The 25,511-nt window shown below is 56.8% G+C and carries 27 protein-coding genes and 1 pseudogene; 4 read left to right on the top strand and 24 right to left on the bottom strand.

The window, feature by feature from the left end; all coding sequences use genetic code 11:
* Positions 1 to 145: 145 nt before the first annotated feature.
* Positions 146 to 1,078, bottom strand: coding sequence for a hypothetical protein (locus tag D0550_RS30085; RefSeq protein WP_116812892.1), 933 nt, complete (start codon positions 1,076 to 1,078; stop codon positions 146 to 148).
* 116 nt (positions 1,079 to 1,194) lie between these two features.
* On the opposite strand from D0550_RS30085, the gene D0550_RS34750 reads away from it, so the two are divergent.
* Positions 1,195 to 1,611, top strand: coding sequence for a hypothetical protein (locus tag D0550_RS34750; protein ID WP_153067419.1), 417 nt, complete (start codon positions 1,195 to 1,197; stop codon positions 1,609 to 1,611).
* A 96-nt stretch (positions 1,612 to 1,707) separates the two neighbouring features.
* Here D0550_RS34750 and D0550_RS30075 read toward each other — a convergent pair whose 3' ends face one another.
* From D0550_RS30075 to D0550_RS30035, 9 genes are all read right to left on the bottom strand, one after another.
* Positions 1,708 to 3,642: a helix-hairpin-helix domain-containing protein gene (locus D0550_RS30075; RefSeq protein WP_153067418.1), complete on the bottom strand. Its 1,935-nt coding sequence runs from the start codon at positions 3,640 to 3,642 to the stop codon at positions 1,708 to 1,710.
* 1 nt (position 3,643) lies between these two features.
* A complete protein-coding gene (locus D0550_RS30070; protein ID WP_116812889.1) occupies positions 3,644 to 4,432 on the bottom strand; it encodes a PP2C family serine/threonine-protein phosphatase in 789 nt (262 codons plus the stop codon).
* Positions 4,433 to 5,119 carry a vWA domain-containing protein gene (locus D0550_RS30065; protein WP_116812888.1) on the bottom strand — a complete coding sequence of 229 codons (687 nt, stop codon included), beginning with the start codon at positions 5,117 to 5,119 and terminating at the stop codon, positions 4,433 to 4,435. It abuts the gene before it with no gap.
* A 686-nt stretch (positions 5,120 to 5,805) separates the two neighbouring features.
* On the bottom strand, positions 5,806 to 6,351 hold the full coding sequence (locus tag D0550_RS30060) for a DUF2726 domain-containing protein (protein ID WP_116812887.1): 546 nt from the start codon (positions 6,349 to 6,351) through the stop codon (positions 5,806 to 5,808).
* Positions 6,352 to 6,452: 101 nt separating this feature from the next.
* Entirely contained in the window at positions 6,453 to 6,797 is a 345-nt protein-coding gene (locus tag D0550_RS30055) for a hypothetical protein (RefSeq protein WP_153067417.1), read from the bottom strand.
* Positions 6,798 to 6,972: 175 nt separating this feature from the next.
* Positions 6,973 to 7,743 carry a hypothetical protein gene (locus D0550_RS30050; RefSeq protein ID WP_116812885.1) on the bottom strand — a complete coding sequence of 257 codons (771 nt, stop codon included), beginning with the start codon at positions 7,741 to 7,743 and terminating at the stop codon, positions 6,973 to 6,975.
* Between the two features lie 1,095 nt (positions 7,744 to 8,838).
* Positions 8,839 to 9,189: a suppressor of fused domain protein gene (locus D0550_RS30045; protein WP_116812884.1), complete on the bottom strand. Its 351-nt coding sequence runs from the start codon at positions 9,187 to 9,189 to the stop codon at positions 8,839 to 8,841.
* A gap of 91 nt (positions 9,190 to 9,280) precedes the next feature.
* Positions 9,281 to 9,712 (bottom strand): DUF7832 domain-containing protein, encoded by a 432-nt coding sequence (locus D0550_RS30040; RefSeq protein WP_116812883.1) that lies wholly within the window; start codon positions 9,710 to 9,712, stop codon positions 9,281 to 9,283.
* Positions 9,713 to 9,833: 121 nt separating this feature from the next.
* The gene (locus D0550_RS30035; protein ID WP_161966134.1) at positions 9,834 to 10,229 is read right to left on the bottom strand and encodes a DUF4279 domain-containing protein; all 396 of its coding nucleotides are present in this window, start codon (positions 10,227 to 10,229) and stop codon (positions 9,834 to 9,836) included.
* 154 nt (positions 10,230 to 10,383) lie between these two features.
* Between D0550_RS30035 and D0550_RS37275 the strand changes: the two are divergent.
* A pseudogene (locus tag D0550_RS37275) lies at positions 10,384 to 10,584 on the top strand (phage integrase N-terminal SAM-like domain-containing protein); the annotation flags it as partial.
* Positions 10,585 to 11,373: 789 nt separating this feature from the next.
* Here the strand turns inward: D0550_RS37275 and D0550_RS30020 are convergent.
* Positions 11,374 to 11,781, bottom strand: coding sequence for a hypothetical protein (locus tag D0550_RS30020; protein WP_116812880.1), 408 nt, complete (start codon positions 11,779 to 11,781; stop codon positions 11,374 to 11,376).
* 46 nt (positions 11,782 to 11,827) lie between these two features.
* Positions 11,828 to 12,307 carry a zinc-ribbon domain containing protein gene (locus tag D0550_RS30015; RefSeq protein WP_116812879.1) on the bottom strand — a complete coding sequence of 160 codons (480 nt, stop codon included), beginning with the start codon at positions 12,305 to 12,307 and terminating at the stop codon, positions 11,828 to 11,830.
* A 644-nt stretch (positions 12,308 to 12,951) separates the two neighbouring features.
* Between D0550_RS30015 and D0550_RS35065 the strand changes: the two genes are divergently transcribed.
* Both D0550_RS35065 and D0550_RS30005 read left to right on the top strand, forming a co-directional pair.
* The gene (locus D0550_RS35065; RefSeq protein ID WP_161966133.1) at positions 12,952 to 13,125 is read left to right on the top strand and encodes a hypothetical protein; all 174 of its coding nucleotides are present in this window, start codon (positions 12,952 to 12,954) and stop codon (positions 13,123 to 13,125) included.
* Positions 13,126 to 13,177: 52 nt separating this feature from the next.
* A complete protein-coding gene (locus D0550_RS30005; RefSeq protein WP_116812877.1) occupies positions 13,178 to 13,618 on the top strand; it encodes a hypothetical protein in 441 nt (146 codons plus the stop codon).
* A gap of 1,499 nt (positions 13,619 to 15,117) precedes the next feature.
* Here the strand turns inward: D0550_RS30005 and D0550_RS29995 are convergent.
* From D0550_RS29995 to D0550_RS29930, 12 genes are all read right to left on the bottom strand, one after another.
* On the bottom strand, positions 15,118 to 15,765 hold the full coding sequence (locus D0550_RS29995) for a hypothetical protein (RefSeq protein ID WP_116812875.1): 648 nt from the start codon (positions 15,763 to 15,765) through the stop codon (positions 15,118 to 15,120).
* A 620-nt stretch (positions 15,766 to 16,385) separates the two neighbouring features.
* The gene (locus D0550_RS29990; RefSeq protein ID WP_116812874.1) at positions 16,386 to 16,793 is read right to left on the bottom strand and encodes a DUF4279 domain-containing protein; all 408 of its coding nucleotides are present in this window, start codon (positions 16,791 to 16,793) and stop codon (positions 16,386 to 16,388) included.
* Positions 16,794 to 16,868: 75 nt separating this feature from the next.
* Positions 16,869 to 17,246 carry a DUF4304 domain-containing protein gene (locus tag D0550_RS29985; RefSeq protein WP_161966132.1) on the bottom strand — a complete coding sequence of 126 codons (378 nt, stop codon included), beginning with the start codon at positions 17,244 to 17,246 and terminating at the stop codon, positions 16,869 to 16,871.
* A gap of 1,031 nt (positions 17,247 to 18,277) precedes the next feature.
* Positions 18,278 to 18,958 (bottom strand): phytanoyl-CoA dioxygenase family protein, encoded by a 681-nt coding sequence (locus D0550_RS29980; protein ID WP_116812872.1) that lies wholly within the window; start codon positions 18,956 to 18,958, stop codon positions 18,278 to 18,280.
* Positions 18,959 to 19,271: 313 nt separating this feature from the next.
* Positions 19,272 to 19,772 carry a DUF5063 domain-containing protein gene (locus D0550_RS29970; protein ID WP_116812870.1) on the bottom strand — a complete coding sequence of 167 codons (501 nt, stop codon included), beginning with the start codon at positions 19,770 to 19,772 and terminating at the stop codon, positions 19,272 to 19,274.
* A gap of 29 nt (positions 19,773 to 19,801) precedes the next feature.
* A complete protein-coding gene (locus D0550_RS35205) occupies positions 19,802 to 20,251 on the bottom strand; it encodes a hypothetical protein (protein ID WP_116812869.1) in 450 nt (149 codons plus the stop codon).
* 571 nt (positions 20,252 to 20,822) lie between these two features.
* The gene (locus D0550_RS29955; RefSeq protein ID WP_116812867.1) at positions 20,823 to 21,398 is read right to left on the bottom strand and encodes a hypothetical protein; all 576 of its coding nucleotides are present in this window, start codon (positions 21,396 to 21,398) and stop codon (positions 20,823 to 20,825) included.
* An 86-nt stretch (positions 21,399 to 21,484) separates the two neighbouring features.
* Positions 21,485 to 21,982 carry a hypothetical protein gene (locus tag D0550_RS29950; protein ID WP_116812866.1) on the bottom strand — a complete coding sequence of 166 codons (498 nt, stop codon included), beginning with the start codon at positions 21,980 to 21,982 and terminating at the stop codon, positions 21,485 to 21,487.
* A gap of 118 nt (positions 21,983 to 22,100) precedes the next feature.
* On the bottom strand, positions 22,101 to 22,868 hold the full coding sequence (locus D0550_RS29945) for a hypothetical protein (RefSeq protein ID WP_116812865.1): 768 nt from the start codon (positions 22,866 to 22,868) through the stop codon (positions 22,101 to 22,103).
* A gap of 58 nt (positions 22,869 to 22,926) precedes the next feature.
* On the bottom strand, positions 22,927 to 23,469 hold the full coding sequence (locus tag D0550_RS29940; protein WP_153067416.1) for a hypothetical protein: 543 nt from the start codon (positions 23,467 to 23,469) through the stop codon (positions 22,927 to 22,929).
* A gap of 331 nt (positions 23,470 to 23,800) precedes the next feature.
* The gene (locus D0550_RS29935) at positions 23,801 to 24,109 is read right to left on the bottom strand and encodes a hypothetical protein (RefSeq protein ID WP_116812863.1); all 309 of its coding nucleotides are present in this window, start codon (positions 24,107 to 24,109) and stop codon (positions 23,801 to 23,803) included.
* Positions 24,110 to 24,300: 191 nt separating this feature from the next.
* Positions 24,301 to 24,984 (bottom strand): TonB family protein, encoded by a 684-nt coding sequence (locus D0550_RS29930; RefSeq protein ID WP_116812862.1) that lies wholly within the window; start codon positions 24,982 to 24,984, stop codon positions 24,301 to 24,303.
* Positions 24,985 to 25,511 lie beyond the last annotated feature (527 nt).

The raw sequence follows: 25,511 nt of genomic DNA, 5'->3' as shown, positions 1-25,511 counted from the left end.
TCTGGCGATGCTTATCGACAAGATACCGATCCGCAGGATGCACATGTTCGCCTGGCGGTAGTGTCTTCCAATATTCGAAGAACATCGCCTGCCTACCTGCCCGTGCTCATCTGTGATTTTCGCGTACCCTCGCTGCGTGCTTTGATCACGGCGCGTCCTCCGACACTTCGGTATAGCTCGAAGCGGCGCTACCGCGCCACTTCGCTGCCAACTCGGCATATACCTCTGCCGCCCGTTCGTTGACGGCGGGTGCGTCAATCTCAGGAGGCACCGGGTGCCCCTCCCGGGATCGGTCACGAATTGCCGATTCGCCGTACTCCAGCCTCGGAGCTATCGGCAACCACTCGCGCACAGCCCAGATGTGGGCGACTGCATGTAAGTACGCCAGTGGTTCCTCGGAGGAATTTTCCGAGAGAGCTGCTTGAGCGCTCGCGACGTGCGCGGCTGTAAACCACTGCTGCACTAGGCACGCGTCACCCACGCTCGCAACTATAAGGTGTTGTCTAAATCTAACGTAGATGAGCCCGAGTGGCAGCCCATTGCCGAAGTCAAAGCGCAACGAGTGCTGCGGTTCGGGCAGATGAAAGTGAAACACAGACGACGGTATGCGAAAGGCCAGTCGCTGCATGAAACATTTGCGGAGATACGCAAATTCCTCACTGGCGAGAAGTCCTTGCAGCCACTGTTGATACTCCGGCTTCTGGTGATTCCGCAAGCCGGCCTCCCAATACAGCAGGCCGTAGTAAAGCTTCGCGACCCAGTGGACAAAGGCTTCGCGGAGTGCCGTGTTCAGTGGCTCTGCAGAGGGCATGTGTAGTTTGGAAAGCAATTCGAGGTTCTGGTCCATCGACTTGATCAAGCCCAGCATTTGGTTCTCGAATTCGGACCCGACCTCATTGTTGCACGTGGCGTGCGCGGGAACTTTGATCCGGCTGTATGTCGTCGGGTTGGCAAGCGATGAAGCGAGATTCGTCTGCTTGAGATCCAGATACTGCAGGAACTTGTCTCCGAAGATGTGCTCCCGGGAGCGATTCCCAATGATCGGCTGACCGCAGAAGAAGCAAGCTTGAGAATCCATTCTTCAGACTCCGCTGTTTGCGAACATCACTTCAGGCTCCCTCACTCCATGCGATCCACGAGAAGATATCGGATAGGCATAGCATGCTACGGTGCTCGCACGGAGTGCGCGCGCCATTGCCGAAACTGCTGTATGCAGTACACACAAAAGTCGTAGATCGTGAGCACTATCCACTGAAGGCATTGCCAAACAAGTGGCAACAGGAAAGCAAGGATTCTCAAGGCCATCTCGGCGATCGCAACGACCATCATGATGCCCAGGATAATGAGCGCAGCGCCTCCGGCGTTCTTGCCCCAACTCTGGCGATGGCTCAGGCCCGGTATTCCGGTGCGAAGACTGAAGCCCTTCGTGCTGATGGATCCGTGGCGGCTCCGATGACTAATCGATGCACCGGATCCGCTCGTGTTCACGCCCCAACCGTTCCCAAGATTGATCCGTCGTTGAAACCGAAAACCCATTGCATCCTCCGAAGGACACTGTCGTCCGGTGAAGGGAGTCACTTGATGCGTTTGAATCCACAGCGCATTCGCTAAGCATCGCTGCGGGCCCGCGGACCTTTCTTGGAAAAGCCCAATTCCAGCCTTCATATATCGCTCGGCAGTTGTCGACAGCGGGAGCCCTCCCCGCACTCAGTCTTCAAGGTGTCTGTAATCTGCATCCGCCTGGGCATATGCGGCTGCAATGGACTCGGCGCTCTTGAGGAGCTGCTCGCGTTTGTGTTTGAGTTCCTGATGCAGACGCTGAAGATCCTGTGCACCTTGCACCAGCGCTCGCTCGAGCTGCGTACGCTGCTGGACAATCTTGCTCTCCAAATCTTGGATGTCACGGGGATCTACCGCTGAGTTCGGATCGAATTTGAAGCGCACCTCGACACTGCGCCTCCAATCCCTAAGCCGCCCGTATAGGGCGGGACCGAAGCCTGGAACGTGCAGCACCGCTGACTCAGTAACATCGGCCGCCGTCTCAATGTTGTAACTCTCGAGCATCGCTCGTTTAGCCGGCCCGATACCCGGAATCTTGGCGCTCTCGATCTCGAAACGCTCTAGGAAACGCTGGCGCGCATGCTTTTCACGCTCGGCGATGAGCGCTTTCATTTTCCGCTCGCGCGTCGCGGGTAGGTTCAACAATTCCGCGCGCGCCGTCTCGAGTTTCTTCAGTCGTTGGGCGAAACCCTCCGGACCTGTTTCGGCGCGCAGCCTTTGTTCCACTTGCGTGAGCAGGCTCCCCGCCTCCTCGCGCTTCCTGCGGAAAGCAGCGACTTCATCGCCTGCGTTCGCCCAAGAGCCAATGCCGAGCCACAATCCGAGCGCCGCCATGAACCACACGAAAGCGCCATCGGGAGCAACTGCCAACGCGATGATGCCGGCTATAACCACGGCGAGCCGCCCGCCAATCTTGCGTGCCTTACGCGAGGACTGAAGTTCGCGAGCTTGTGGACTTGGCATTGCGCTCGGCAGCGCAATCGCCGGGACCGCCCCTGGCGCGGGAATCTGTGTGATACGCGACCAGATGATGGCAAGATTGAATTGGCTGTCGGGCACCATCGCACCTAGCGGCGCGAGGAACAACAACGTGCCGGCGGAGGACTCGATCGCACACCACGGACAGCTTCCGACCGACGACACGAAGTAGTGCCCAGGGTGCTGAGAGCACCGCGTCGCGCTGGCTTCGAGCGACGTTAGCCGCGCCACCCAATCCTTTGCAGTGGGCCGAGGGCCGCTCTGAGCGGCTTGTTGGGAGAAGGCCCGTTCCCATAGCTCCGCTATGTCACTGGTGGCAACTAGAGCCGTGGGTGCAAAGGGCGGCGGTTCCATGAGATTGGACCGAGCATTGCGCCCGTAGGCATAGCGATACTCCGTGATCGCCTTCTCGATGGGCATCTCGCCCCTGCCGCTGTAACGTCCGGCGAAGGGATGCCGACCGATCATAAGCAGGTAGAAGACCAGGACCGCTAGGCCAAAGTTGTCGTGATTCGGAGTGCGCACCACGCCCGTGAATGGTTTGCCTTGCAGCTCAGGCGGCGTGAAATTCTCCACCCCCACTTCGCAAAATAATGTGCGCCCGTCGGCTTGAATCTGGAAGCTATCGCAATCGATCAGCTTCACGGTCATGTCCGAGCTAACACGAATGCCGCCGTGATTCACGTCGCCGATAACGCAGCCGAGCTCGTGTAGGACGGCGAAGGCGCGAGCGACGTTTGTCGCGGCTCGAATGAGGTGACGCCAGTTCGCCCCCGGAAATTCCGTGCGGCGGCTCTTCGGACCATACAGGGCATGTATGTCCTTGTAGCCCTCGACCTTCTGCATAAGAAAGCCACTGACCTGCCCATTGGCGGCTTGCAGTACATCAATTGGCCAGGCGGTGAGGGCGAGCAGCCGTGGATCCGCCATTTTCGGCATCAGCAGAAGCTTCTGTGACTTTTGCGATGATGGCGGTCGGTGATAAACCTTTGCGACAAGGTCCGTGCGCCCTGCAACATCATAGACGGACCCTTCGCCGCCTCGCCCAAGCTCGCGCCCAAGCACGATACGCCCGCTCGAACCTTTGAGCGTTAGCGCAGCCATATCAGAAGGTCTTTATCCGAGAGGCTAGCAGGAGCGTCTTGTCATCATCAGTGCGGGCGCAAACCGCCTCCGACGACAGATACGTTGCCAGCTTCTGAGAGAGCGCCTCGTCGAATCCCGCCTGCGGGAGGGCGCGCACTGGCGGGAGCATCTGATTGAACCAGCGTGAATGCACTGTGTTGGTCGAGTACTGAAGCACCAGCGGCTCGATGCCATCGGTGAACACGGCCACTTCGTGGACCGGGTTTGCGACAATGGTGAATTCGTAGTTGTCCAGTGAATCGGGCTCGGTGATAAAGCACGTCGTGTTGATGTACTCGCCGTGTTGCGGCCAGAAGATATAACACCACTCCTCAGGGCCTTCGCGAACGATCATGGCCCCGTCCCCCACCTGGACGAACACGGCGTGAGTCGGTGAGAGGATCGCTGCGAGCAACGTGCAAGCGTAGTCGCGCAGCCGCTCTCCATCGGCCGCGGCGCGCACATTTAGCGCCGTGACGACGTTATCGAGCCACTCACGCATCTTCACGCGATCAAGTGCTTCGATGCGGTGACCATCTGCAACGTAAAGCTCAAGGTTCGAGGCGAACTCGCGACACGCAAGTTCGGCTCCGAGATCGGAGAACTTCGCGCTTCCTGCGCCATCACAAGCCATTAAGAGTGCAATCTCACCTTGTTCCTGACTTTGGAACAGAGCGCATCTAAACGCATCCTGACAGGGTGAATTGCTCTTGGCGTGCGAAGTCCCGACGGCACTCGCCCCCGCAATACGCCATGCTTGAAGCTCCATTTATACCGTCGCCCACCCTGTCGGCGAGACCGGGTTCTCGACGACCACTTCCTCGTTCCCAACCTGCGAGCGTGACTTGGCGCCGAGCGAGTTGGATAGCCAGCTGAAGAGTTCGCGGAACTGCAGGCCTTTGAGCATCAGCGGGGTGCGCTCAGGCCCGGCGATCTGCTTAAGGATATCCATGTTGGCGCCCTGCACGCCGACCGCGAAGAACTGAAACTTCTTCTCTCGCTGGCCTCGCTGTAAAGAGGCGGCAGCATCCTGCCAGGCATCTGTCGGCGCGCCGTCTGTAATTAGAAAGATCCACGGTCGGTAATAGGCGATACCGAACTGCCTGTACTCCTGCTTTCGCTGCTCGACCAACGAGATCGCCTGAGTAATGGCGGCCCCCATCGGGGTGTCCCCATTCGCATCTAATATGGGAGGTGTAAAGACGTCCGGCGTAGCGAACGGGCTGAGGACCTGCACGGGCCCAAATCCCACGACCGAGACTTCCACGCGCTTGGTTGCCATCTCATCAGTCAGGAGTTCCCGCTTAAACTGGGCTAGGCCCTCGTTCAACTCGGCGATCGGGCGGCCCTGCATCGATCCGGACGTGTCCAACACAAGGACGCAGGGGCAACGATTTTCTGGGTTGTCGATGAAGTCAGTGGCCGTAAAGGGGACTTGCTCAAAATCCGTTGTCATAAGGGCTCCTCCTCTTGAGGTGGCGCCCGGCGGATTTGCTTTGCGCACCTCACCGCTGATGTTTCTTGTTGCGCCTCTCCAATCGGCGTGGGGCCGACGAGCGCTTCATGCGTCTATGATACGCCTAGCTACACACGTGCGTGCACGGCTTTTTATGGAGCAGTTCACAGCATGAGCGTAAGAGAAATCGACACCCGCTGTTCGCTGGCCTGAGGTCATACGTGGATGTGGGTAGGCGATCTGAAACAAAGAGAGGGTCGCGGGGAGGATTTGGTCGGGCTCCGCAACATCCAACACTCGATCGCATTGAGTTTCACCCGTTTTTCCGGCGAAACTCAGGCCCCTGCAGAGAGATTGCGTCGGTGACTGCTCGGCGATACTCAGCCCTCGCCACCGGGAAAATGGCTCCCTAAAACTCACCAAGAAGCCTCAAAAATCCCGGAGATTTTCAACGCCTCCTCGGTCTCGTACAACTGACGCTCACGATAGGAGCGAATCTTCTCGTACTCACCGTCATGCAGCATCTCGTCAAGCAGGCCGCCCGATTCCCTATCGTCGAAGAGTTCATAGAATGATTCGATAGGTATTGATTGATCCTGTAAAGCCTAATGCCGCGCGTAAGCCGTGAGCATCGGCACTTCGTCGGTGCGAGTTGGACGCCCGCAGGGCGCGGACTTTACGCGCTTTTAATTGCTCTGCCCAACATGCGGCACGGGTCCTCGAGCTGACGAGGTGAGAGAAGCGAAATGCTGATGAATCTCGTGAACTGAGTAGGCCCGCTTCGCCTCAACACTGAGAAGCGGGAGGCGAATGACGCTGCATACTTTCGCCAAGAACTCGTCCCGAGCTTGTACACGCCGGCTGGAATGCGACTTATCATTGAGCTCAACGGCACAGACCAACGATAGATCGCTGGCACGACACACAACGAAGTCAAAATGCTTTGCAGCGACTCGCTTCAACGCCACCTGACGTGCCGAATTAGATAAGCCGGATTTTAGACTTGCCACGTCCGCGACGCGGACTTTACCGAAGACCCGATATTCCGGGCCAACCGCCTGATCAAGAACGCCAAGGAATGATCTCTCTGCTGCAGAGAACAATACCTTGCTCGATTGGTACTGGAGATCGTCCGAGCTGGGTCTGCCATCCCGCTTCTTCATGGCCGCCACAAAGCCAGTCACGGCAATCAACACAAGAAGACCAACAACAACTAAAACCAGCTCTATCATTCCTCGCTCTCCTTGCCACTTAACGTCCCGGCTGAGCCGCGCGCAAAAGCGCAGCGCTTTTTTTAGTCGGGCGCGCTAGGCGCGAGAACTCGAAGCGGATGTTAGATTTCATCTTCAAACATCTTCGCGAAATCCCTAGGACCAGGTTTAGAGTTGAACGTCGGCCTCAGCGCCAGGATCAGTAGTAGCTCAAGCGTGAGCCTGTCCGTCCTGTCGGTGATCTGCATGAACCGAACGCTGGTCCAGGAATCCCACCAGGCGGTGGACTTGTGCGGCGATGTTTTATCGTGCATGCGCCGCTTTATTGGTCGGCCGGCCTCGCCGACATACAGTGCGGTTCCATCTTCAGCGAAGTATGCGTACACGGCTCCGGCACCTGCATCAGCCAACTTTCCTCGGGCGAGATATTCTTCGCGGGTTCCTGCAGCCGCTACAGAGAAGAACAAATCCTTCGCGTCCGAAGTGGTTCGCTCAAGTGAGACTCGCAACGCTGGGATGGAGGGCATTTCTGAAAGCTAACGTAGAGGTGACCGGCACGTTGCGGCAAGGGGCCGCACGGTGCACGATCTCCGACGGCACCGTGCGGCCCCTTGACGCAACGTGTCCGAGTCGACCGATTTGTTAGAAGGCATAGGGCACGACCTTTCGTGCGAGGGCAATGAAAGGCTCCCAGCCAGTGACGAGACCGACCACGGCGCTTGCAAATCCGACTAGAGCAGAGAATCCGGACACAACTTGGAAGGCCCGAGAAGCCCTGAATCTAGTTCCGGACGCTTCGGACACGAGCCCAACTGACTGCAAGATCCAAATTGGCACACCGAGAATAATGGAGACACCGCGCGCAAGCCACTTCAAAGGGTTCAAGAAGGATCTTGTATTCCGACGAACTCTCTCCTCAACCGTCCCCTGATGACGCAGAAGCGCGTCGTCGAGCAGCGCAGCGTACTGGGACTGCAGGCTCCCTCTCGAAAGGATGCTGTCGTCAAAGCACTTCCGGATTTCCATAAGTGCGTTTGGTACGACGACATAGTTCGGGACGATGTAGTTCGCGAACGGCGGACGGAACGATACGATTCCTTCGCTTCCAAGCTGCGCCTGCATCCGCGTGGCGTTCAGCGTAAGCCACTCATAGGTTTCCCGGTTTCCGCTTTCCAGTAGTGACGCGAGCTTCTGACGGAACTCGAAGACAAATAGGAGGGCCGAAGCGTGCCCTGCCCGCGCGATAGCTAGATCGAGGAGACCGACGGCAAGAATCGCCCCGAGCGCGGAGAAGACCCAGCTTGTGCCAGACATATCTGAGATGCCTTGTAACGCCGCCGTTAACCCGGAGCGCGCGTCTTCGCGCGCGATCGGGTTGAACGGCTTGTTGGGCCAAAAGTGGATCTGAACCAAAACGCCTCACGCTCTGCAAACCAGGCTTGGTTCTTCTCGGTCCGAAACTGAGCGAGCTGACGCATCGATATCCTATATCGTTGGAAGAGGCCGATAAGCTCACGCAAGGATCGATCCGAAATGGATTGCGACCTCACAGACATATAGATTATCTGACCTCTGCCGAAGACGGACGAAACAGCCGGGATTGATTCCGCCCACGCAAAGAAGCTCGCTTCGTCCTTCGCCGAGTAGAACAGCACTGCTTTACACTCGAGCTCGATCATCTGCGCCTCTGGCCCAACTTGATTTAGAAGTGCGCTCTGTGACGACTAACCTTGGGCGCTGCTAAATAACGTGGACGGGGACTCTCCCTAAGTCTACGTGCAACCATGAAAATTGACACGCGAACTGTCTACATACAGCACTAGCCACTTATGGAAACCGGAGGTCCAAAGTCTGAATCCGTGCAGTTGCTGGACCGGGCTGCGCGAGCGCATTCTTGGCTTCGGCGCTTACGTTTGCACCGCCCCGAGCACCCCCGGCGATGAGCGCCCTGGGAAGTCGATGCCTTCCTTACCTCATCTCGCCACGGAGCGGGCATGCGGCACACTCCGCCTACAAAGGCACTTGCGGACTGTTCCCTGCTGTATCGCCTGGTCCTCAATTTCGATCTGTCCTGGCCGCAAGATAATAGACCGGCCGAAAAAGCCCGATCCGGGCTCTCGTGGTCGCCTCCCGCGAGGGGATTTGCACCGCCCTTGGCACACATCGACGAGCCGGCGATGTGGCCAGCTAGGGATCGCCGTAAAATCGGCGATACCTCCGAGCCGTTGCTCAGCACATCTATTTCCCAGCCGCGCACAGCTGCTTGTATATTAGAATCGCCACGACAGCCGCAGCTCGAACGCCAGTGCCATATCCAGTGCCAAACTCGGGGATTCTTGAGGTGTTCCGGGGATCTCCCTCTCCCCACAATTCCGTAACTTACGAATTCTCCGATCCGCTACCGAGTTTTCGAGTCCGAGTTTCGCCGAAAAATCGGCGAAACTCACCCTTTACTTTGGAGCCCACGTCATCGAACAATGAAGGTTTGCAATTACGATGCTGTTTTAGTCACCACGTAACCCAGATCGGCTCTTCTTGCGTCGGCAGCACAGACGCAAGCCGGAAGGTCATCTCGAACCCAAACCTGCTGAAGTCTTTCCCGACTGCTTCCTCGTTGTAATAGAGATCGGTGTAGCCGTAAGTGCAGAAGTGCAGATGGTCGATTCCGCCGGCTCGACTTTCGTATGCACTAATTCCATCGATCCGGCCGGGGCCACCTAGCATTGCCTTAATGACCGTTCCCCAATGTTTCGGCTCTTGCGTGCCGTAAACCTCGCGTAAACGGGCGTCGATGGCGTCCCAGCCGGGAGCCGCATCTGAAATGCTGCCGTAGAGCTTCCGGTATTCCCCGAGATCCATATTTGATGACTAACGCTAGCGATGAGCCGCGAGCAAAGGCGCCGCGCTTTCGCGAGTCGGTCGACCAACGGGAGCGAACCCCACCGCTTTCTTAGCCATTTCTTGCCTTCCATTCGGCGAATCGCTTATCGAGAACCGGGCGAAGGCGATCAAAGTTCTCCCAAGTATCGGCGACGTAGTAGAGGTCTCGACCCGGCTCTCCGAGAATAGACTCGTAGTCCGCTAGATACTGGCCCTTCTCAAACTCGAAGTAGTCGCTGGCAAAGCTGTTACCTTCTTCGTTCAGGTCCTCGTCCGTGAACTTTCCGTCGCACGCTTCAAGAAAGAACACTCCCGGCGTTACAGAGCGACTCGCAAGTTTCGGGATGTCGTCGGGAAAGTCTTCGATGTGTATTGAGCCGGCGAGTCCCGAGAGTAAGGCCCAAGCGACGAACATTCCGGCATGGGTCGCGCCGGATTCTTCTGCCAGATCCTTTGGAAAATTGTCGGCTCCGTAGTGCCATGAGGCATCGTCGTACTTCACTTCTTCTCCCGAAGGCTAACGGCGCCGCTGTGCCGCGAGCCCCGGCGCTTCGACGGTGCGAGTCGGAAGCAGCGGCTTGTTGGGCCAAGCGCTCACGCGTGGGGAGTCCATATACAATTTGTTAGCTCTCTCCACGATACAAATCAACATCGATCGTTGCTCCGATGTCGTTCAGGAATGCGATCACTCTTTGGTCGAAGCCCAGGATTGGTGTCGACACTGAGTCATCCGGAGTTATCGTGAGCACGACTTCCAGTACCGCCTCCAAACCGTGCCTCTGCATCGCTTCACGGATGTTCTGTATGTGCGGCTCAAGATCAGCAACCAACGATGCCGACATCTTATACACGTCGATGACCTCGCCTCGCACCCTCTCGCTCGAGTACATCCATGAGGATTGCTTCGGAATAGGATTCGCCTTCCTGGCTGTCTTCGTCGGAGCAACGCCAATCGCCAGAGACTCCGGATCGAAGTCATCTCCGAATAGGCCGAAGTACACCCGCCCTTCGTTCAGCACTGCATTCTCCAGAGCTAACTTGATCTAGAAGTGCGCTCTGTGACGAATAACCTGGGCGCTGCTGAACAACCTGGAGCTCGACTCTCCGGTAAGTCTACGCGCAGCCATGAGAACTGACAGATTATCTGTCCATGCATACAGCATTAACCAACTTATGGAAACCGGACGTCCAACGCTGCAATCCGCGCGGCTGCTCGACCAGCTGCGCGAGCGGATTCGATACTGCCACTATAGCCTACGGACAGAGCAGGCATACGGCTTCTGGGTTCGGCGCTTCATTGTTCCCCCAACTCCGCCATCCATCGCGCGTTGGATCCCTCCTGAGGTTGAGGCCTTCCGTACTATCTCGTCGAACGGCACGCCCTGTCGACTCCATCCGGCAGTTTTTTAAATCGGGCGCGGCGGGTTTCGCCGGAAAACCGGCGATACTCCGAGTCGTTGCTCAGAACATCCGTCCCCAGCCACGCGCAACTGCTTGTATATTTCGAAAGCCACGATAGCCGCAGGGTCTCCGCACCGAACCCAAGTGCCAAATCCAGTGCCAAATTCTGAGATGTTCCGGGGATCTCATCTAACCACAATTCCGTAACCTACGAATTCTCCGAACCGCGGTCGAGTTTTCGAGTCCGCCGAGTTTCGCCGAAAAATCGGCGAAACTCACTCTTTGCTTTGGCGCGGACATCGCGAAGAATTGAAGGTTGCCATACCCGGCCTCTGTTTAGGCACCCTTCCCCTCGATCGCTGCAACTAGCACCCCGCGCTTGGATGCCCGATCACTTGAATAACTCCCGCACACGCGAAAGGAACTATCGCGCGAACTCGAGCCGCATATTAGGCATTCTGCAGCTCACAGTCCTAGCATCTCCCTCAAAAGATTCCCCTTGTCGTCATAAGAGTACGAATGCCACAGACCAGGCACGTAGACACGCCGTCCATCCTCGGATCGGGTGATTGGTATTGCCATTACACCCCAGCCATCCGGCGTCTTCACAATCGAGAATTCGCACGCTTCTCGTGACCGCTTCGAACAGTACTCCGCTGAATCTCGCTTTGCGACCTCAAGGATCGCCTTCTCCGGATGCTGGCTCGTACATGCAACGAGCCCCACCAGTTCCAGCGCTAATGTGATGGCAGCCTTCATTGCCTAACTCCACCGCTGTGCCGCGAGCACTGGCGTCTCGCCTGTGCGAGTCGGAACCAGCGACTTGTTAGCGCTCATGATTGCGACCTCGCAGACTCCACCACGCCAGGCGCGCATAACCGAGCACGCAAAGAAGCCGCCTAGCGTGTACATAGCGGCCTCTACAACCGCGCCCTGTGGGCCGTACTGCAACTCCATTGTTGATGTCATCAGACTGGCGAACGCAAACATTGCAATGATGATCGCGAAGCCCGCCAACGCTAGAGGCCCACCGGGCAAACGGTGCACAAATGTGGAAGCGAAGGAAACCGCACCGAGCACGAGCAGACCAGTGACTCCAATGATCAGCGCAATGATTCCCACAGCGATGACCGCTGATTCGTTCTGCATGAATGCTGCAATGGTTTCCATGGTCTTGACGCTAACGAGACTGTAGCTACGGCCTCAACGCCGCCGTTCAGCCGGTGCCCGTCTTCGGGCGATCGGCTGCAACGGCTTGTTCGGCAATCCGTTGCAGCAGCCTACCTAGCATGTTCTTGGTGGCCGTGTCAGGACGGTAACGCACATATTGCTCCTGTTCCTTCAACAATTGCAGCCACTTCGACAAGAACGCGCTGTCTTGCTGCAGCTTGGATTTCGAATCCGCCCAAGTCGTTTTGCAGCCGTCTATGTCTTGAGCGATGGCGAGTGATCTCTTCCAGCAGTCAGGGCACAGAGTTCTTCGCTGATCGATTGGTGCTTTCTGGACCTCATAAGCGCGCTTCTGATCTTGTGCAGTAAAGATCGCGGGCGCTTGGCAACGCCAACACGAGTACTCGATGTCGCGGTATTCCCGCGTCCATTCAGCTGAAACGGAGCGCTGGCTTGCCTCAGACCACTTCGACGGGTCCGCCGGAGCAACACCTGAAACTGCCACTCGCTTCTTTCCTCGTTTCATCTTGTAGCCGAACTTAGTTTAAAAGCGCGCTCTGTGACGAATAACCTGGGCGGTGCTGAATAACCTGGATCTCGACTCTCCGGTAAGTCTACGCGTACCCAGGAGAATTGACAGACGAACTGTCTATGCATGCAGTTTTAACCAACTTATGGAAACCGGACGTCCAAAGTTGCAGTCCGTGAGACTGCTCGACCAACTGTGCGAGCGCATTCGATACTGCCACTATGGCCTACGGACAGAGCAGGCATACGTCTTCTGGGTTCGGGTCTTCATTCGTTTGCCGCCTCCGCCATCCATCGGCGCTGGGTGCCGCTGAGGTTGAGGCTTTTCTTACACATCCCGCCAAACAGAACGCGTGGGACGTCGACTCTTTCCGGCAGCTATCGAAATGCGCGTTGCGAGTTTTTCGCCGAAAAAAAATCGGCGAAAAACTCACTCTTGGCTTTGACGCCCACATCGCAAAGAATTGAAGGTTTCCATACGGGCCCTGTTACCCCCTCGGCTCCCCCTCGATCGCTGTTAGCCCTTCCACACCCAGACAGAGCGGGCAACCAGCTTGAGCCATTTGTCCACTCACCTCACACCTCTGTCACTGTGTGTTTGGTGGAGGCAGCCACGGCCCACATGATTCAACGATCATTCTGATGCTTGCATTTTTTGGCAGTACGATCGCCTGCATCGTTGCCAGCACCTGGTCGCTGGTCGTGCTTTCCAGAAATCCAGCGTTGCGGAGCCAGGCCAATCTGCGGGTCTCGGGGCTCGCAACCACTTACGCCGTTGTGGCGGTTGCCTTCATCGTTATGCGCGTACTTGCGTGATTCCCGCGAACGCTCGAAAATTCGCACCGCTAAACGCAAACGTCCGACCTCCATGAGCCCATCCACCAAAGCCATCGTTCAGGGTTTCCTGCTCGGCTTCCCTTCCGCACTTCTGGTCACTTACCAGTCGATACGGCTGTATCCCACAGTTGCGGCGCTTTTTTTCGGTTTGCTGATCATGTGGCTCATTCTTGCCCCGATCGGAATGACCGCTGCGTTGGCGGGTCAACGGTTTGCAACGTGGCGCCCAGGTCGGTTTCAAACAACCGCATTGGTGACTGTCATGGCTGCCATTGTTGCATCACTCGCGGTGAATGCTTTGCTTCGCCTGCTGCTGCCACGTTTCACTGCAGAATCACTTCTTGGTGATATTTTTTGTGGACTCGTTACAGGCGGGATGGTCATGCTGTCGCTGACGAAGCAACAGGTCAAGGCAGCGACCCAACTCAGCGCTGAACACGGACGGGCCGGAGACGGCACGTCCGGTGGTTGAGTCGTCAGGCTCCTGAACGGAATCAGAGCATTTCACATGAAGCTTCTGCTCACATCTTCAGCATCAGGAACGCGAGCATTCGCGATGAGTTGATCGATCTCCTGGCAAACCGATCGCCGACTGCAGTGGGGCTGGCGGATCTTTGCCGGAATTCGTTGAGCAGATGCGCTCGCGGGGCGTGGCCTGACAAGAATCGATGAATGGCTGAGGCGGAAGGATTCGAACCTCCGAATGGCTGGCCACTAATGAGTATAAACTGAGCAAGGATTACGTCTTCTGGTTTCGGCGCGCAGCTTCTCCGCATCGAACGCCAGTGCCAAATCCAGTGCCAAATTAGGGGATTCTTGAGGTGTTCCGGGGATGTCGATCCCACCACAATTCCGTAACTTACGAATACTACGAATCGCGGTCGAGTTTTCGAGTCCGCCGAGTTTCGCCGAAAAATCGGCGAAACTCACCCTTTGCTTTGGCGCCCACATCGCGAAGAATTGAAGGTTGCCACACCGGCCCCTATTTAGGCGCCATTCCCCTCGATCGCTGCAACTAGCACCCCGCGCCTGGATGCCCGATCACTTGAATAACTCCCCAGCACGCGAAAGGAACTATCCGGCCCGCTGCAACTGCCTGTTAGGCGTCCGCGATCCGCCGTTGGAAGATCTAGATACCATAGCTCTTCGTCGGATTGTTCACCCTCTGCGTCAAATAGTTTCAGAGTTGCATCGCATCCTTCGCTGGACATCCGTCGTCATGGTAGTCCCCGCCACAGCCAACACAGAGTTTCACTTCGAAGCGCTCTATAAGTCGAACAAGCTGCTTCGCTGCGTCCAAATTGATCGAGATCAACTTCTGCCTAGACACAATCACCACCTGGATACACTGCGGAACTCAACAAATCTGGAATGGTGGCGCACAAACCAGCGCGCCTGACGCCTGCGCCCTCCAAGGCTCAGGCGCGTGCACTCTGCGCGTCGCTCTGGAGCCGTTTGTTAGGGCTCACTTCTCGCCCTGTTCCACTGGGGCACAAGATGGGTCCGGGAGCATGCCTTGGTTGGAAGGCACGCTCTTTACTCTCCAATGCTGCTTCAACCGCGACGTCACCAACTCTACAAACGCTTGTGCGCTTTTTGGATTTGGCTCATGTCCAAAGCCGATTCCCACCTCGTACAAGTTTAGCCCCATATTCCCTGCGATCAGCTGGCCGTTCTCACCCTCCAGCCCGAGGTGGATCAATTCGCCGGAGGTATGCATGTTCTCATTGGTAGCACCGATCTCTTTGAGCCCTCTCATGGTCTCGACACTGGCATCGATGTACTTCAGGCCTCGCTCCGCGGCAATCGATTGCAGGAGCAGCTTGAAGTTCGGGACTTCGCCCGACCCACCCAGACAAACTTGTATCTGTGCGAACGGTCCGCGACCAGGCTGACATCCGAAGAGCGCAGCTACTACTATGAGCGCGACCAAAGGGCGAAGAAGACTGTGCTTCCGCGGCATAAAGCGCCCTAACGCCTCGGCTGAGCCGCGAGCAAAGGTGCACCACCTTTGCGAGTCGGGCGCGCACTGCGCGCGAACTCGAGCCGATTGTTAGGCGGAGCCTGCAACTGAAGACCAACGATCATGTCAGTGACCCATAGAATTTCTTCGCCGCTTTTTTCGCAGAAGTAGCGCCACTCGCCACCGCTGCTCGCCAACTCCAGCACCTGTATGTCGGATAGATTCTTGTCCTTATCCAGTTGCCACAAATCAATGACGGAGGCATCGCCTCTCTGCAGCAGCGCGGCTGCAATGTACCGAGGCAGATTTTCAAGTCGCGTGCTCTTAATGACGTACTTGTTGAGGTCGGTATCCTCCGCCAAGGGAATGCTTGCCTTGACCCAACTTAGAAGAGTTGGTGTGTGAGGCCCGTACATATCTTCGGCAACCCAAGACTGCAGGAGACTGATGACAGAATCTGGAGGCATGAGTACGGCGTAGTGACCCGAGATCCAGTACAGCATCGGAGCGTCTGTGCGAGACTTCAGCTTCACCAAACGTTCCGTGCGCATCGTATCTGAGTTCTGTTGACCGCCACACACTGGTGGGTTGCCGCGATTGCTGGCGCAGCCAGCCAACATGGCAAGTAGGACCAGAATTGAGAGGACCATCTTCATATCAAGCCTAACGTCGCGGATAAGCCGCAAGCAAAAGTTCCTCGCTTTTGCGAGTCGGGCGCACACCGCGCGCGAACTTGACTCGCTTGTTAGATGCTCTGCTCATAAGCCAACCAGATTCACTGCGTCGAACTTTGAATCAGCTTCATTCGAAGAGGGCCATGGCGCGTTGCTTGTGCGACGAATCGAATCTCCAGCGCGAACATAGTCATTGAAGAGCAGATTCTCCACCGACCGAGGGCGACCAAAGTAGAACCACTCCCACCTCACGCGTGACGCACTTGGGATTCGCAGAGTAAAGCCCCGCGCCTTATGGACGTCCGGCTTCCAGACCGTGAGGCGTTCTCCTCCATCGAAACTCATGACGATGTGGTCTGCTCCTGCAGTGCACGATACGCAGGTGTGAACGTTGTCCATCGGTCGACCAAACCACTCGCCCCAAACCTGAAGTGATCCAGAGCGGTTGCGCTGTGGCAGCGCCTCGATCGACGCAGCGATTCGTTCTGTGAGAGTCATCTGGCATCTAACGGCGCCGCTGAGCCGCGCGGCGAGATGGAACAAACGAAACACGCCAAAGTCCCACCGCGTCGGCTCAAGCGGCTTCTTCGGCGCTGCGGCTTTCAAGGCGCATAGATGTCGAAACCAAGCTGAATGCCGCGGTCAGCGAGCTTTCGCATCGTTTCCGGCTCCAGCGTGACACCGCTGTTCGTGCGCTCTAGGAACAGCCCGCAGAAGATATCAACCGTGTACTCTGATGTGACTCGGCGCCACGCCGCGAGATCGGAACTCAACCGCGACAGCATCCATTCCACCTGGGTGTCAAGGTCTGCATCCGCCGAATCTGGAGCAGATAACCGCCAGGATCTCCGCTCTTCGTCTGACTCATGACCGAGCAGAAGCGAAACAGCTTCGCGTTTATCAGGCGGGCAATGGACACGCAGAGTCATTGTGGAGCGATCGACAGCACCTCCAAACCACTCGGTTCCTTCAGGTGCGCCGCTCGCAATGGCCGGAGGTACGGGTTTCATGGTGTTGCAGCCGAACGCCGCCGCTGTGCCGCGAGCAACGGCGCCTCGCCGGTGCGAGTCGGAACCAGCGGCTTGTTATGTGACCACTGCACGACGAACTTCCTTGAACACCAGACCACGCTTTGAGTCCTCTTCTGCCAACAATGCTGCATCTCGCAGGACCGCGCGCGCGGCAAACCATGAGAGTGCGTTTGCTGCGACCTTGCCCGGATCTTCGATATCAAGTCGAACACGTACATGGCACTTATTCTCGGTCGGCAATGCGTCGTCGCCGAGTGAACGAAAGTATGTTCCGAGGTTCACGTAGAAGATGCCGCCGCCCCATTGTGATTTCTGAACATTGAAGACGGCAATACTTTCCACCTGATCCCTGCGCCACGTAGTGCCATATCGCTTGAAGCCGCCCGATTTCAGCAGTGGCGCAATGGACTTCTTGAAGTATTCAGCGTCCATGTTCTGGCACATAACTTGTTTTAGAAGTGCGCCCTGTGACGAATAACCTGTGCGCTGCTGAATAACCTGGAGCGCGACTCTCCGGTAAGTCTACGTGCAACCATGAGAATTGACACCCAATCTGTCTATACATACAGCATTAACCAACTTATGGAAACCGGTGCCCGAAGTTGCATCCGTGCGGCTGTTCGACGAGCCGCGCCAGCACATTCGTGGCTCTCACTGTAGCCTACGGCCAGAGAAGGCATTACGTCTTCTGGGTTCGGCGCTTTGTTCGCTTCCACCCTCCCCCGGCCCCCTCGGGCGATGGGCGCCCCCGGAGATTGTGACCTCCTTACCTATCTCGCCACGGAGCGGCATGTAGCACCCTCCACCCCGCGAGCAGGCCCGGCAGCTGTTCTCTTTCTGTGATCGCCAAGTCCCTCGATTTCGATCTGCCCTGGCCGCAAGACATAGACCGGCCAAAAAGTCCGATCTGGGTTCCCGTGCCCACCTCTCGCGCGAGGGGATTGCACCGCTTTTGGCAAAACATTGACGAGCGCTGGCGATGTGGTCAGCTAGATATCGCCGGAAAATCCGCGATGCACCGAGTCGGCGGCATCAGCAGATGCGGGCCCCACCTCAACCGGATTGCGCTTGTTTATTAGAAGCCCATGACAACCGCATCTTCTTCTCTGCACCGAACCCCGGTGCCAAATCCAGTGCCAAAAACGGGGATTCTTTAGGTGTTCCGGGGATCTCGATCTAACCACAATTCCGTAACTTACGAATTCTCCGAATCGGGGTCGAGTTTTCGAGTCCGCCGAGTTTCGCCGAAAAATCGGCGAAACTTCTTGTCACATTTACACCCGCGGGGTAGAGGCTCGGGTCGCTACGCTGACGGGCTCCGGCAGCGTGCGACGTTGCCAGAACAGCCCGAAGCGAAAAGCATGCCTGGCGATGCCGTCGCTTACGCCAGCGCCCTCCGATACGCCCGCTCGCTGACGTATTGAGCAAAGCGGCGAGCACCGCGCACTGATCGCCATGACCTCTCATAAGGCAGCCTCAGCCCACGCAAGTGACGATGGCAACGACGCACCAGCGAACTCCAGGTGAATCACTCGCCGAGGCTTGAGTGATTTGGCCTTTCGCGAAGCATGAAGAATTAGAGGCCGGAACAACAACGCATCGCCAGCCTGTACCACACACAAATGCTTCCCGCTGCGCTCGGCTGCGCTTGCTGCTTCACCCGCTGGCAGACGACCTAAACGATGTGAAGCAGGAGACACCCACAACGCTCCATTCGTATCATCAGCCGGATCAAGATGTAGCCGTACACTCAACATTTGCTCGAGAACCTGCACCGGCGGCTGGACATGCACGACACCTTCCTTCACCGACCAGGATGGGTAGCCCTCGGCTTCCTCCTGACTTGCAACCGCAATGGTCAAGTCTTGATGCCACGCCACCTGCCAATTGGCATCCAAACTCTTGTTGAAGAGGATCGAGCGGACCAATATGGCTTGCGAACCGAGCACAGGCTCGACCAGAGAGCGAACCGTAGCAGACCGAGCCAGCGCAGCGACGCTTGGCGCTTTGGCGGCAAGTCCGCGGACGCCAGCTGGAGATTCAAGCAGCAATCCTTCGACATCCTGAATGAGATCGAGCCTAGCGCACTCATCCAGAACCCCAGAAGCTATCGCGAATCCGTCGCGCTCAATACTGTTGGGCACTAGGCGTTCCGGCACGGAAACCACACACCGCGAATGTTCGGCGGCCCCATGTTTGGCACTACATGCCCTTGATCCAAAGTGCGGACGTCAACATTCTCCGTGACGCTAACAATCTCGGCGTCCGCGGACGGTGGCCACTGCGCTGCCAACAGTGACCTAGCGTCTTCGTTTGAATACGCAGTAACACCGTACCCCAGCCCATGCTTGACGTGGAACCAGTACCTAACAAGCATCGCCGTCCTCATCCATGCTTGAAGTCAACAACAACGATGAGCCGCGCGAGGCGTTGCGAGCGCCGGCATGGAGGCGTTTGTTAGAGCGCACTATGCCCTTCCTCGGCCTCAAATGAGTGCAAGGCATGCAAAGCACTAACAACGTGGCGCCCCCAATGCACTCCAAAGCGAAAGGACCATTCGAATACCGCCGCCTCGAAGTGTCCGCGCTCGTACAGCCACAACCCGCCAGCAATGTCGCCATAGATATCGAGAAGATCATCGAACAGATCTCCAGTGAGTGGCTCATGATCTCGGTCATCAGTCGGCGTGAACACCTCCCAGTAGTACTGAAAAGGAAGCGACTTTAGGTTCGCCGCCAGCCGCTGACGCACCGCCTGGTCCTGACTCGGGGGATCTGGAGCCTCTTTGAGATCGACGCCGGGAAGGTCCAGTGCTGCAGCATACAGACGCGAAAGCTGCTTAAGCGATTCACGCTGCATCTGTTCGCTCGTCTTGCCATTGTGATCACTTTCGCACCAGGTCATGAACTCACGCGCATGCGCGGCAAAGACATCGACCTCTTTGGGATGCTCAATCATGCGTCTAACCGCGCCGGCCGCCCTGTTTGTTACGGAGCATGGCGTCGCTCCGCAGGCGTGAGCTGTTGACTTGACGTAACCAATGGCAGGCCTTCCGCAGTTTGCGTGAACCCGCGCGCTTCGAATTCAATCTGACCTCCGGGCCAGCTTATGGGAAGCCGCCACACTTGCGCCTCATAGTGCTCTCGCTTCTCTATTCGACGCTCGATTCCATCAATCATGAAGGGCCCGAAAGCGGCCGTCGCGGCGGCGTAGTCAATCGCGATTCGAAGAAACATGACGCTGTGAAAGACGAGCGTCGCAGGTTGAACCCGAAACCGCAGTCCACCTTCGTTACCCTTCAGCCACTCGAGAATATGGTCGATGTCAAGAACGAGCTCGCCTTCGCCATTCTCGCCCTCAACGCACCGAATAGCATGAACGTGATTGTCATGCCACGACATCCGCTCGAAGTCTGCGTCCGTCCAAATCTGCCGCATTCAATGCTCCGTAACTTGGACCTAACGAGTTTCGCCGGAAAATCGGCCATACTCCGGAAGTTGTTGCTGAGCGTATCCGTCCCGGTCGCGCAGCTGCTTATATTGTACGCGCCACGACAGCCGCAGCTTCTCCGCACCGAACCCCAGTGCCAAATCCAGTGCCAAAAACGGGGATTCTTGAGGTTTTGCGGGGATCCCAATCTCACCACAATTCCGTAAGTTACGAATACTACGAATCGGGGTCGAGTTTTCGAGTCCACCGAGTTTCGACGAAAAATCGGCGAAACTTCTTGTCACATTTACACCCGCGGGGCTAGAGGCTCGGGTCGCTACGCTGACGGGGTCCGGCAGCGTGCAACGTTGCCAGGGCAGCCCGGAGCGGGACATGATACCTGGCGATGCCGTCGCTTACGCCAGCGCCCCCCGTCGTCTGGCCCCAAGTGCACGAGCCCGATTCGCGAGGTACTCCCCTCGTTTCGCCTGACGCTGACGCTAACCCGCGGGCACCGCGCAAGCGCGATGCGAACCAACAGGCGACAGCCCTGTTGGCAAGTCGGTGTTGAGCATCTTGTTATACGCGATGATCCTGAGCACGCCGTTTTCGAACGAGTACGAAGCCTATGCAAAGGATGATCACGATGGCAATGATAGGGATTGCTCTCCAAACGTCGAATAGCCTCGTCACAAACAGGAGCTTCAGGAAGGAAAGGTTCATGTAGTGCTCAAGTCGGCGCCCGCCGTCAGACGTGAGTTCATTGGTATATAGCTTTGCGCCGTCCAACAATAGCGCGCTATGGGAACATGATGGCAGGACAAACATCTTGTAGCTTGGTGCGTTCGGAGTGGGCGACCCGATCATCAGGCCAAAGGTATCGTCGGGGTTGGCTAGATCGATTTCAGTCAACGGAAACACATAGGACATGCCTATCTTGAGGTCTTCCGCCGCGAAGGACTGATAGCACATCAAGCCTTCCACGATCTCGATGTCGCCCTTAAGGCTGCCCTTCAGTGATTCCGTGACCTCGACAACCATTGCCGCCGGCCGGAGGCGCTGGAACGAGTAGTCTGGCTCGGCGTGCTCTTTGACTCGCCCGACGACAATCGCCTCCGCACTCGCGAGAGCGCCTCCAATCGATTGCGTTCCCATACACGAGCACGCTCTCGCTGAAAGCGGTGCTGCCGAAAGTACAATCGCAATGAGCAGCAGAACTCGCATGGCGCCTGACGCTGTCATTAACCCGGAGCGCGCGTCGTCGCGCGCGCCCGGGTTGAACGGCTTGTTCGGCTCTCATCAACAAGCTCATTCAGTATCGCGATATCCTCGTTTGCTTCGCTGCGCCTTAGAGGACGAGTACAACTCGTCGCCTCGTAGTAGCCATCCTTATCAGGGCCGTATGCGAACACGAGGAAGACTCCCGATTCTGGGAACTCGTAGCCGCATAGGCAGCACGTGATCGCTGACTGAACAAACACGCGGTTCGATTTTTCCCCCTTCCATGCCTCCATAATATAGAACTGGGTTCTCTGATATTCGACCTCGAAGTCATCCTCTTCCATGAGCGCGAAGCGCTCGGTGCCCTCGATGCGGCCTAGAAAGACGAGCTGTGCTCTTTCGAATCGCTTTGCCACAGCTGTCCGCTTGTCATTACCCTCTCGGATACATGAGCAAGCACTTGCCACGCCGACAGCCCCGACCATCAGGGCGAGGATGCAGAGAATGGCTCTAATCATAGTCTTCGAGGTCGAACGTCGGAGTTGACCGGCACGCAGCGGCATTGCGCCGTAAGGGGTACGCTCACCAGCACGCCTTGCGGCGCAATGCCGCCGCGTGTCCGCGTAGAACGACCTGTTAGCGCTCATCGCCACCTCCGGATACGGCCAAGGCATCAACTTCGGTCTGCACACTGAGCAACTGGTTCCACTGCTCATGATCCACTTGATCCATCTCGCCGTGCACTACCAGATTCCTATAGTGACTTAGCCGTTCGAGCCGATAGGCTAGCTCTTTGGATAGGACTCCTCTCGAAACGAGCATGCGAATCACCTGCCGTAGCGAGACGTGACGAGTGGGCGATACAGAAAAGTCCTGCGACACGGCGTTGGGCTGATCTACATCTGCCAGAAGCCGAAGCTTCCTTTCCAGCCGAATGAAGGACGCCACAAATTCCCCGATCGGAATATCCTTTCCGCTCTTCTCGAGACCTTCGCCGCGGAGCAGCTGACTGGACTTCTTCCCGACCTTTTGCGGATCAGCGACTTTGAACAGAAACAAGACGGAGAGTACGATCGCGGACACATTGGCCAAGAATATGACCCCGACCACAACGGCTTGCTGATACGCGATACCAGTCCCGTGCAGGAGGACAAGTGCCAAGTCAAAGATCACGGCGAATCCCGTGAGCTCAGTCAGCACCCGAAGCTCTCCGTAGTACTCCTTCTTCAACTCAGAGTGGATGTCAACTAGGGTTTCGTCGCGCTGTTCCGCCAGGTCCATGCGTCCGACCACGAGCGTAAATGCGGCTAAAAGCAGCGCGAACAATGCCGCAATGGCTTGCGCGGATGAACTAAAGAGCCAATAGAGACTGTCGCCTTGCATGGATATGAGCGCTAACACCATGCTTGAGCCGCGTGTTGCTTTGAACGCATCGGCTCAAAACATTTGTTGGGTATTTCTCTCATACGTAGAAATTGAATTGCACGCATTGAGCCCTCCACACACCGCCGTTACGCGCCATTCGAATTCTCGCGAGCGCATCGTGAACCGACCAAGTGAATGACAGCAACACAAGAGCTTCGTCTCCAGCCCGGGAAAAGCCCGGAGAACTCACAGTCACGACAGTTCGCACCGGCACGCCATCAAACTCCAACGGCGGAAAGGACGGCATCTGGTCTCGGCGTTCTTCCTGACCAATTCGCCAAAGCTTGTTGGTTGAGACCAGCGAATCCACAAGCTTTTCCGTCTCCGCTCCCCCGACGAGAGCTGAATAAAGCTCTTGCGGAATGACGCACTTATCCTTCGGATTTTCAGAAAACCCCGCAATTGACTCCTGTGTCCAACGACGCGTCATTGGGCGTAGTAGAAGAATCCCCTCGGTACCAATGGCCTGTGCATCGAGTTGCCTAACCAAGTAGACCAATGCTGCGCCTAGGACCTCTTTGTCTTCGTTGTGTCTAGCGCAGCCGACAACACCAAGAGCGACCAAGATTGTCGCAAGCATCGTGCGCATATCTTTGGAACACCCAACGCCGCCGCTGTGCCGCGAGCACGGGCGCCTCGCCTGTGTGATTCTATACGAGTGCCTCATTGCCCAGAGCTGCCAGAACGACGCGGCTCGTACGGCTTGGCGCGAGCCATGAGCACACCTAGAAGAAGTAAAGGGACGAACAGCGGAAGCAGACCGATCGGATAGTCCCATGGCGTCATTTCAAAGAATGCAAGAACGACTAGAACAATGAAGAGACTTGCACTCAATGCCAATCCATAGCCGAACGCTCATGCCAAAAAATTGAAGGCAGCCCAGCGTTTCGCGCGTCACGTGCAAGGGCTTGTTATGTGTTCTTACGTTCGCCATGCCACATCCGATCCACTTCATGAGATTCGAAGCCGCCCGCTCTGACCAAGATCGAGCGATAGGTTAGATAAGCCGCCCCAGCTCCGACGGCGCCTCCAACAACGACAAGCCAAGCCTTGTCTTCCGGGAATTTTGATTCGAACGACAACCCGGACATCAACATCAATATGAAGATTGGCGCAAGCATGCAGGCGACTAGAACGAACAGCGCTAATAGCAGGGCAACCGCCTTCACCACAGCTCTACGCCTTGCTTGTTTGGGATCAGAGTCTGCCGGCAGTTTCATAGTGTTTCGAACACATAACGCTGGAGTTGACCGGCACGCAGTGGCATTGCGGCGCAATGTCGCTGCGTGTCCGTGTCGAATGACCTGTTAGACGATGATCTCACCGGTGCTCTCGTCAATCGACAGACGCTTTAGATCTTCCTCATACACGATCAGATCTTTGCCTTCGAATCCCTAGGCATTCGCCACTATTACTCGTGCAGTTTGAAATCCAACTTAAACATGAACCGACCGACCTCACAGTCGGTCGAGCCGGTCGCGCGGGAGATTGCCTCGACTGCCGCTTGATCCAGTCTCGGAAACAAGCTGGAGCCCGCGACGACGACATCCTTCGGCGGGCCAGCCTCGCGAGTCAGCGAAAACTCTAGGATCACCGGCCCTTCTTCAGCAGCACGGCGTGAAGTGGGCGGATAAGTGGCAGCGAGATCGACCTTGCTGGTATCGAGGTTCGATTTGCACGAACGCGTCAGCCTCGACGTGTCCAGCGCCCGAGCATTGCAAGTGACATTGTGTGAAGCGACCGCAACCTCGGGCAACGCACGTTCACTGAGCACGACACGACTCTCGCGTGGCATGAGAACAGCTGGCTTAACCATGTTCGGAAAACCTTCGCTGTTCAATCCGTCGTAGCGAATCTCGGCTTGGCACTCGAGAATACGGCCCGATTGATTCTCGATGACGAGGCTGTTGGTTACACACTTTGGTGGATGCTCCCCTGCACGACAGGGCACCGGAGCGTCCGCACGCTGAAGCTGGAATGTCCATGGAGGTGAAGGCGGTTGCGAAGAAACGATTTGGATCTCCGCCGCGGACGCCGACATCGGCAAAAGAATTGTTAAAAGAACCGTCAATCGGTTTCGGATGCGTTCGAGCATGGGTGTCGCTATCCAAAGGTGAACTGCGTGCCAAGCGTACGATACAGGAAAACGACCTCCGGGATCGCGCCTCTACGAAATGCAGAGCGATCTCCCACGAAGTCCGGGCGCTTCAGACCGTTATCTATAAGCTACCGATGTGGGCGAACCACAGCTCTCCGGGCACCGGATCTTCGTCTCAGAGACAACTCCTTCCGAAAGCAAGCGAGCGAACTCATCGCGACCGTGTGTTCGATCAGCTGCAGCTCCGCCTAGCTTGGGCGTCATCCCTTCGGATGCAGGCGAGATTTCCCCAGATAAGCAACAGCACCCTTCACGATACGACCACCGGATTTACGCCGCCTGAGCCTTGATCATCGAGACTTGCGCTCTTGCGCGCCCGCCCCGCTCGGCTTTGCCTCTCATCTGGTTCCTGTTCGTCGGCCCATCGCTTCGCTCCACGCTTCCTCCCCACGCTCGGTCATCCCCGCGCAGTTGCGCTTCGCTTCATCATCGATGATCTGAGGATAAGAGGACTTGCACCTCCT

Source organism: Steroidobacter cummioxidans, assembly GCF_003104955.1.
This window is presented reverse-complemented; position numbering and strand designations above follow the sequence as displayed.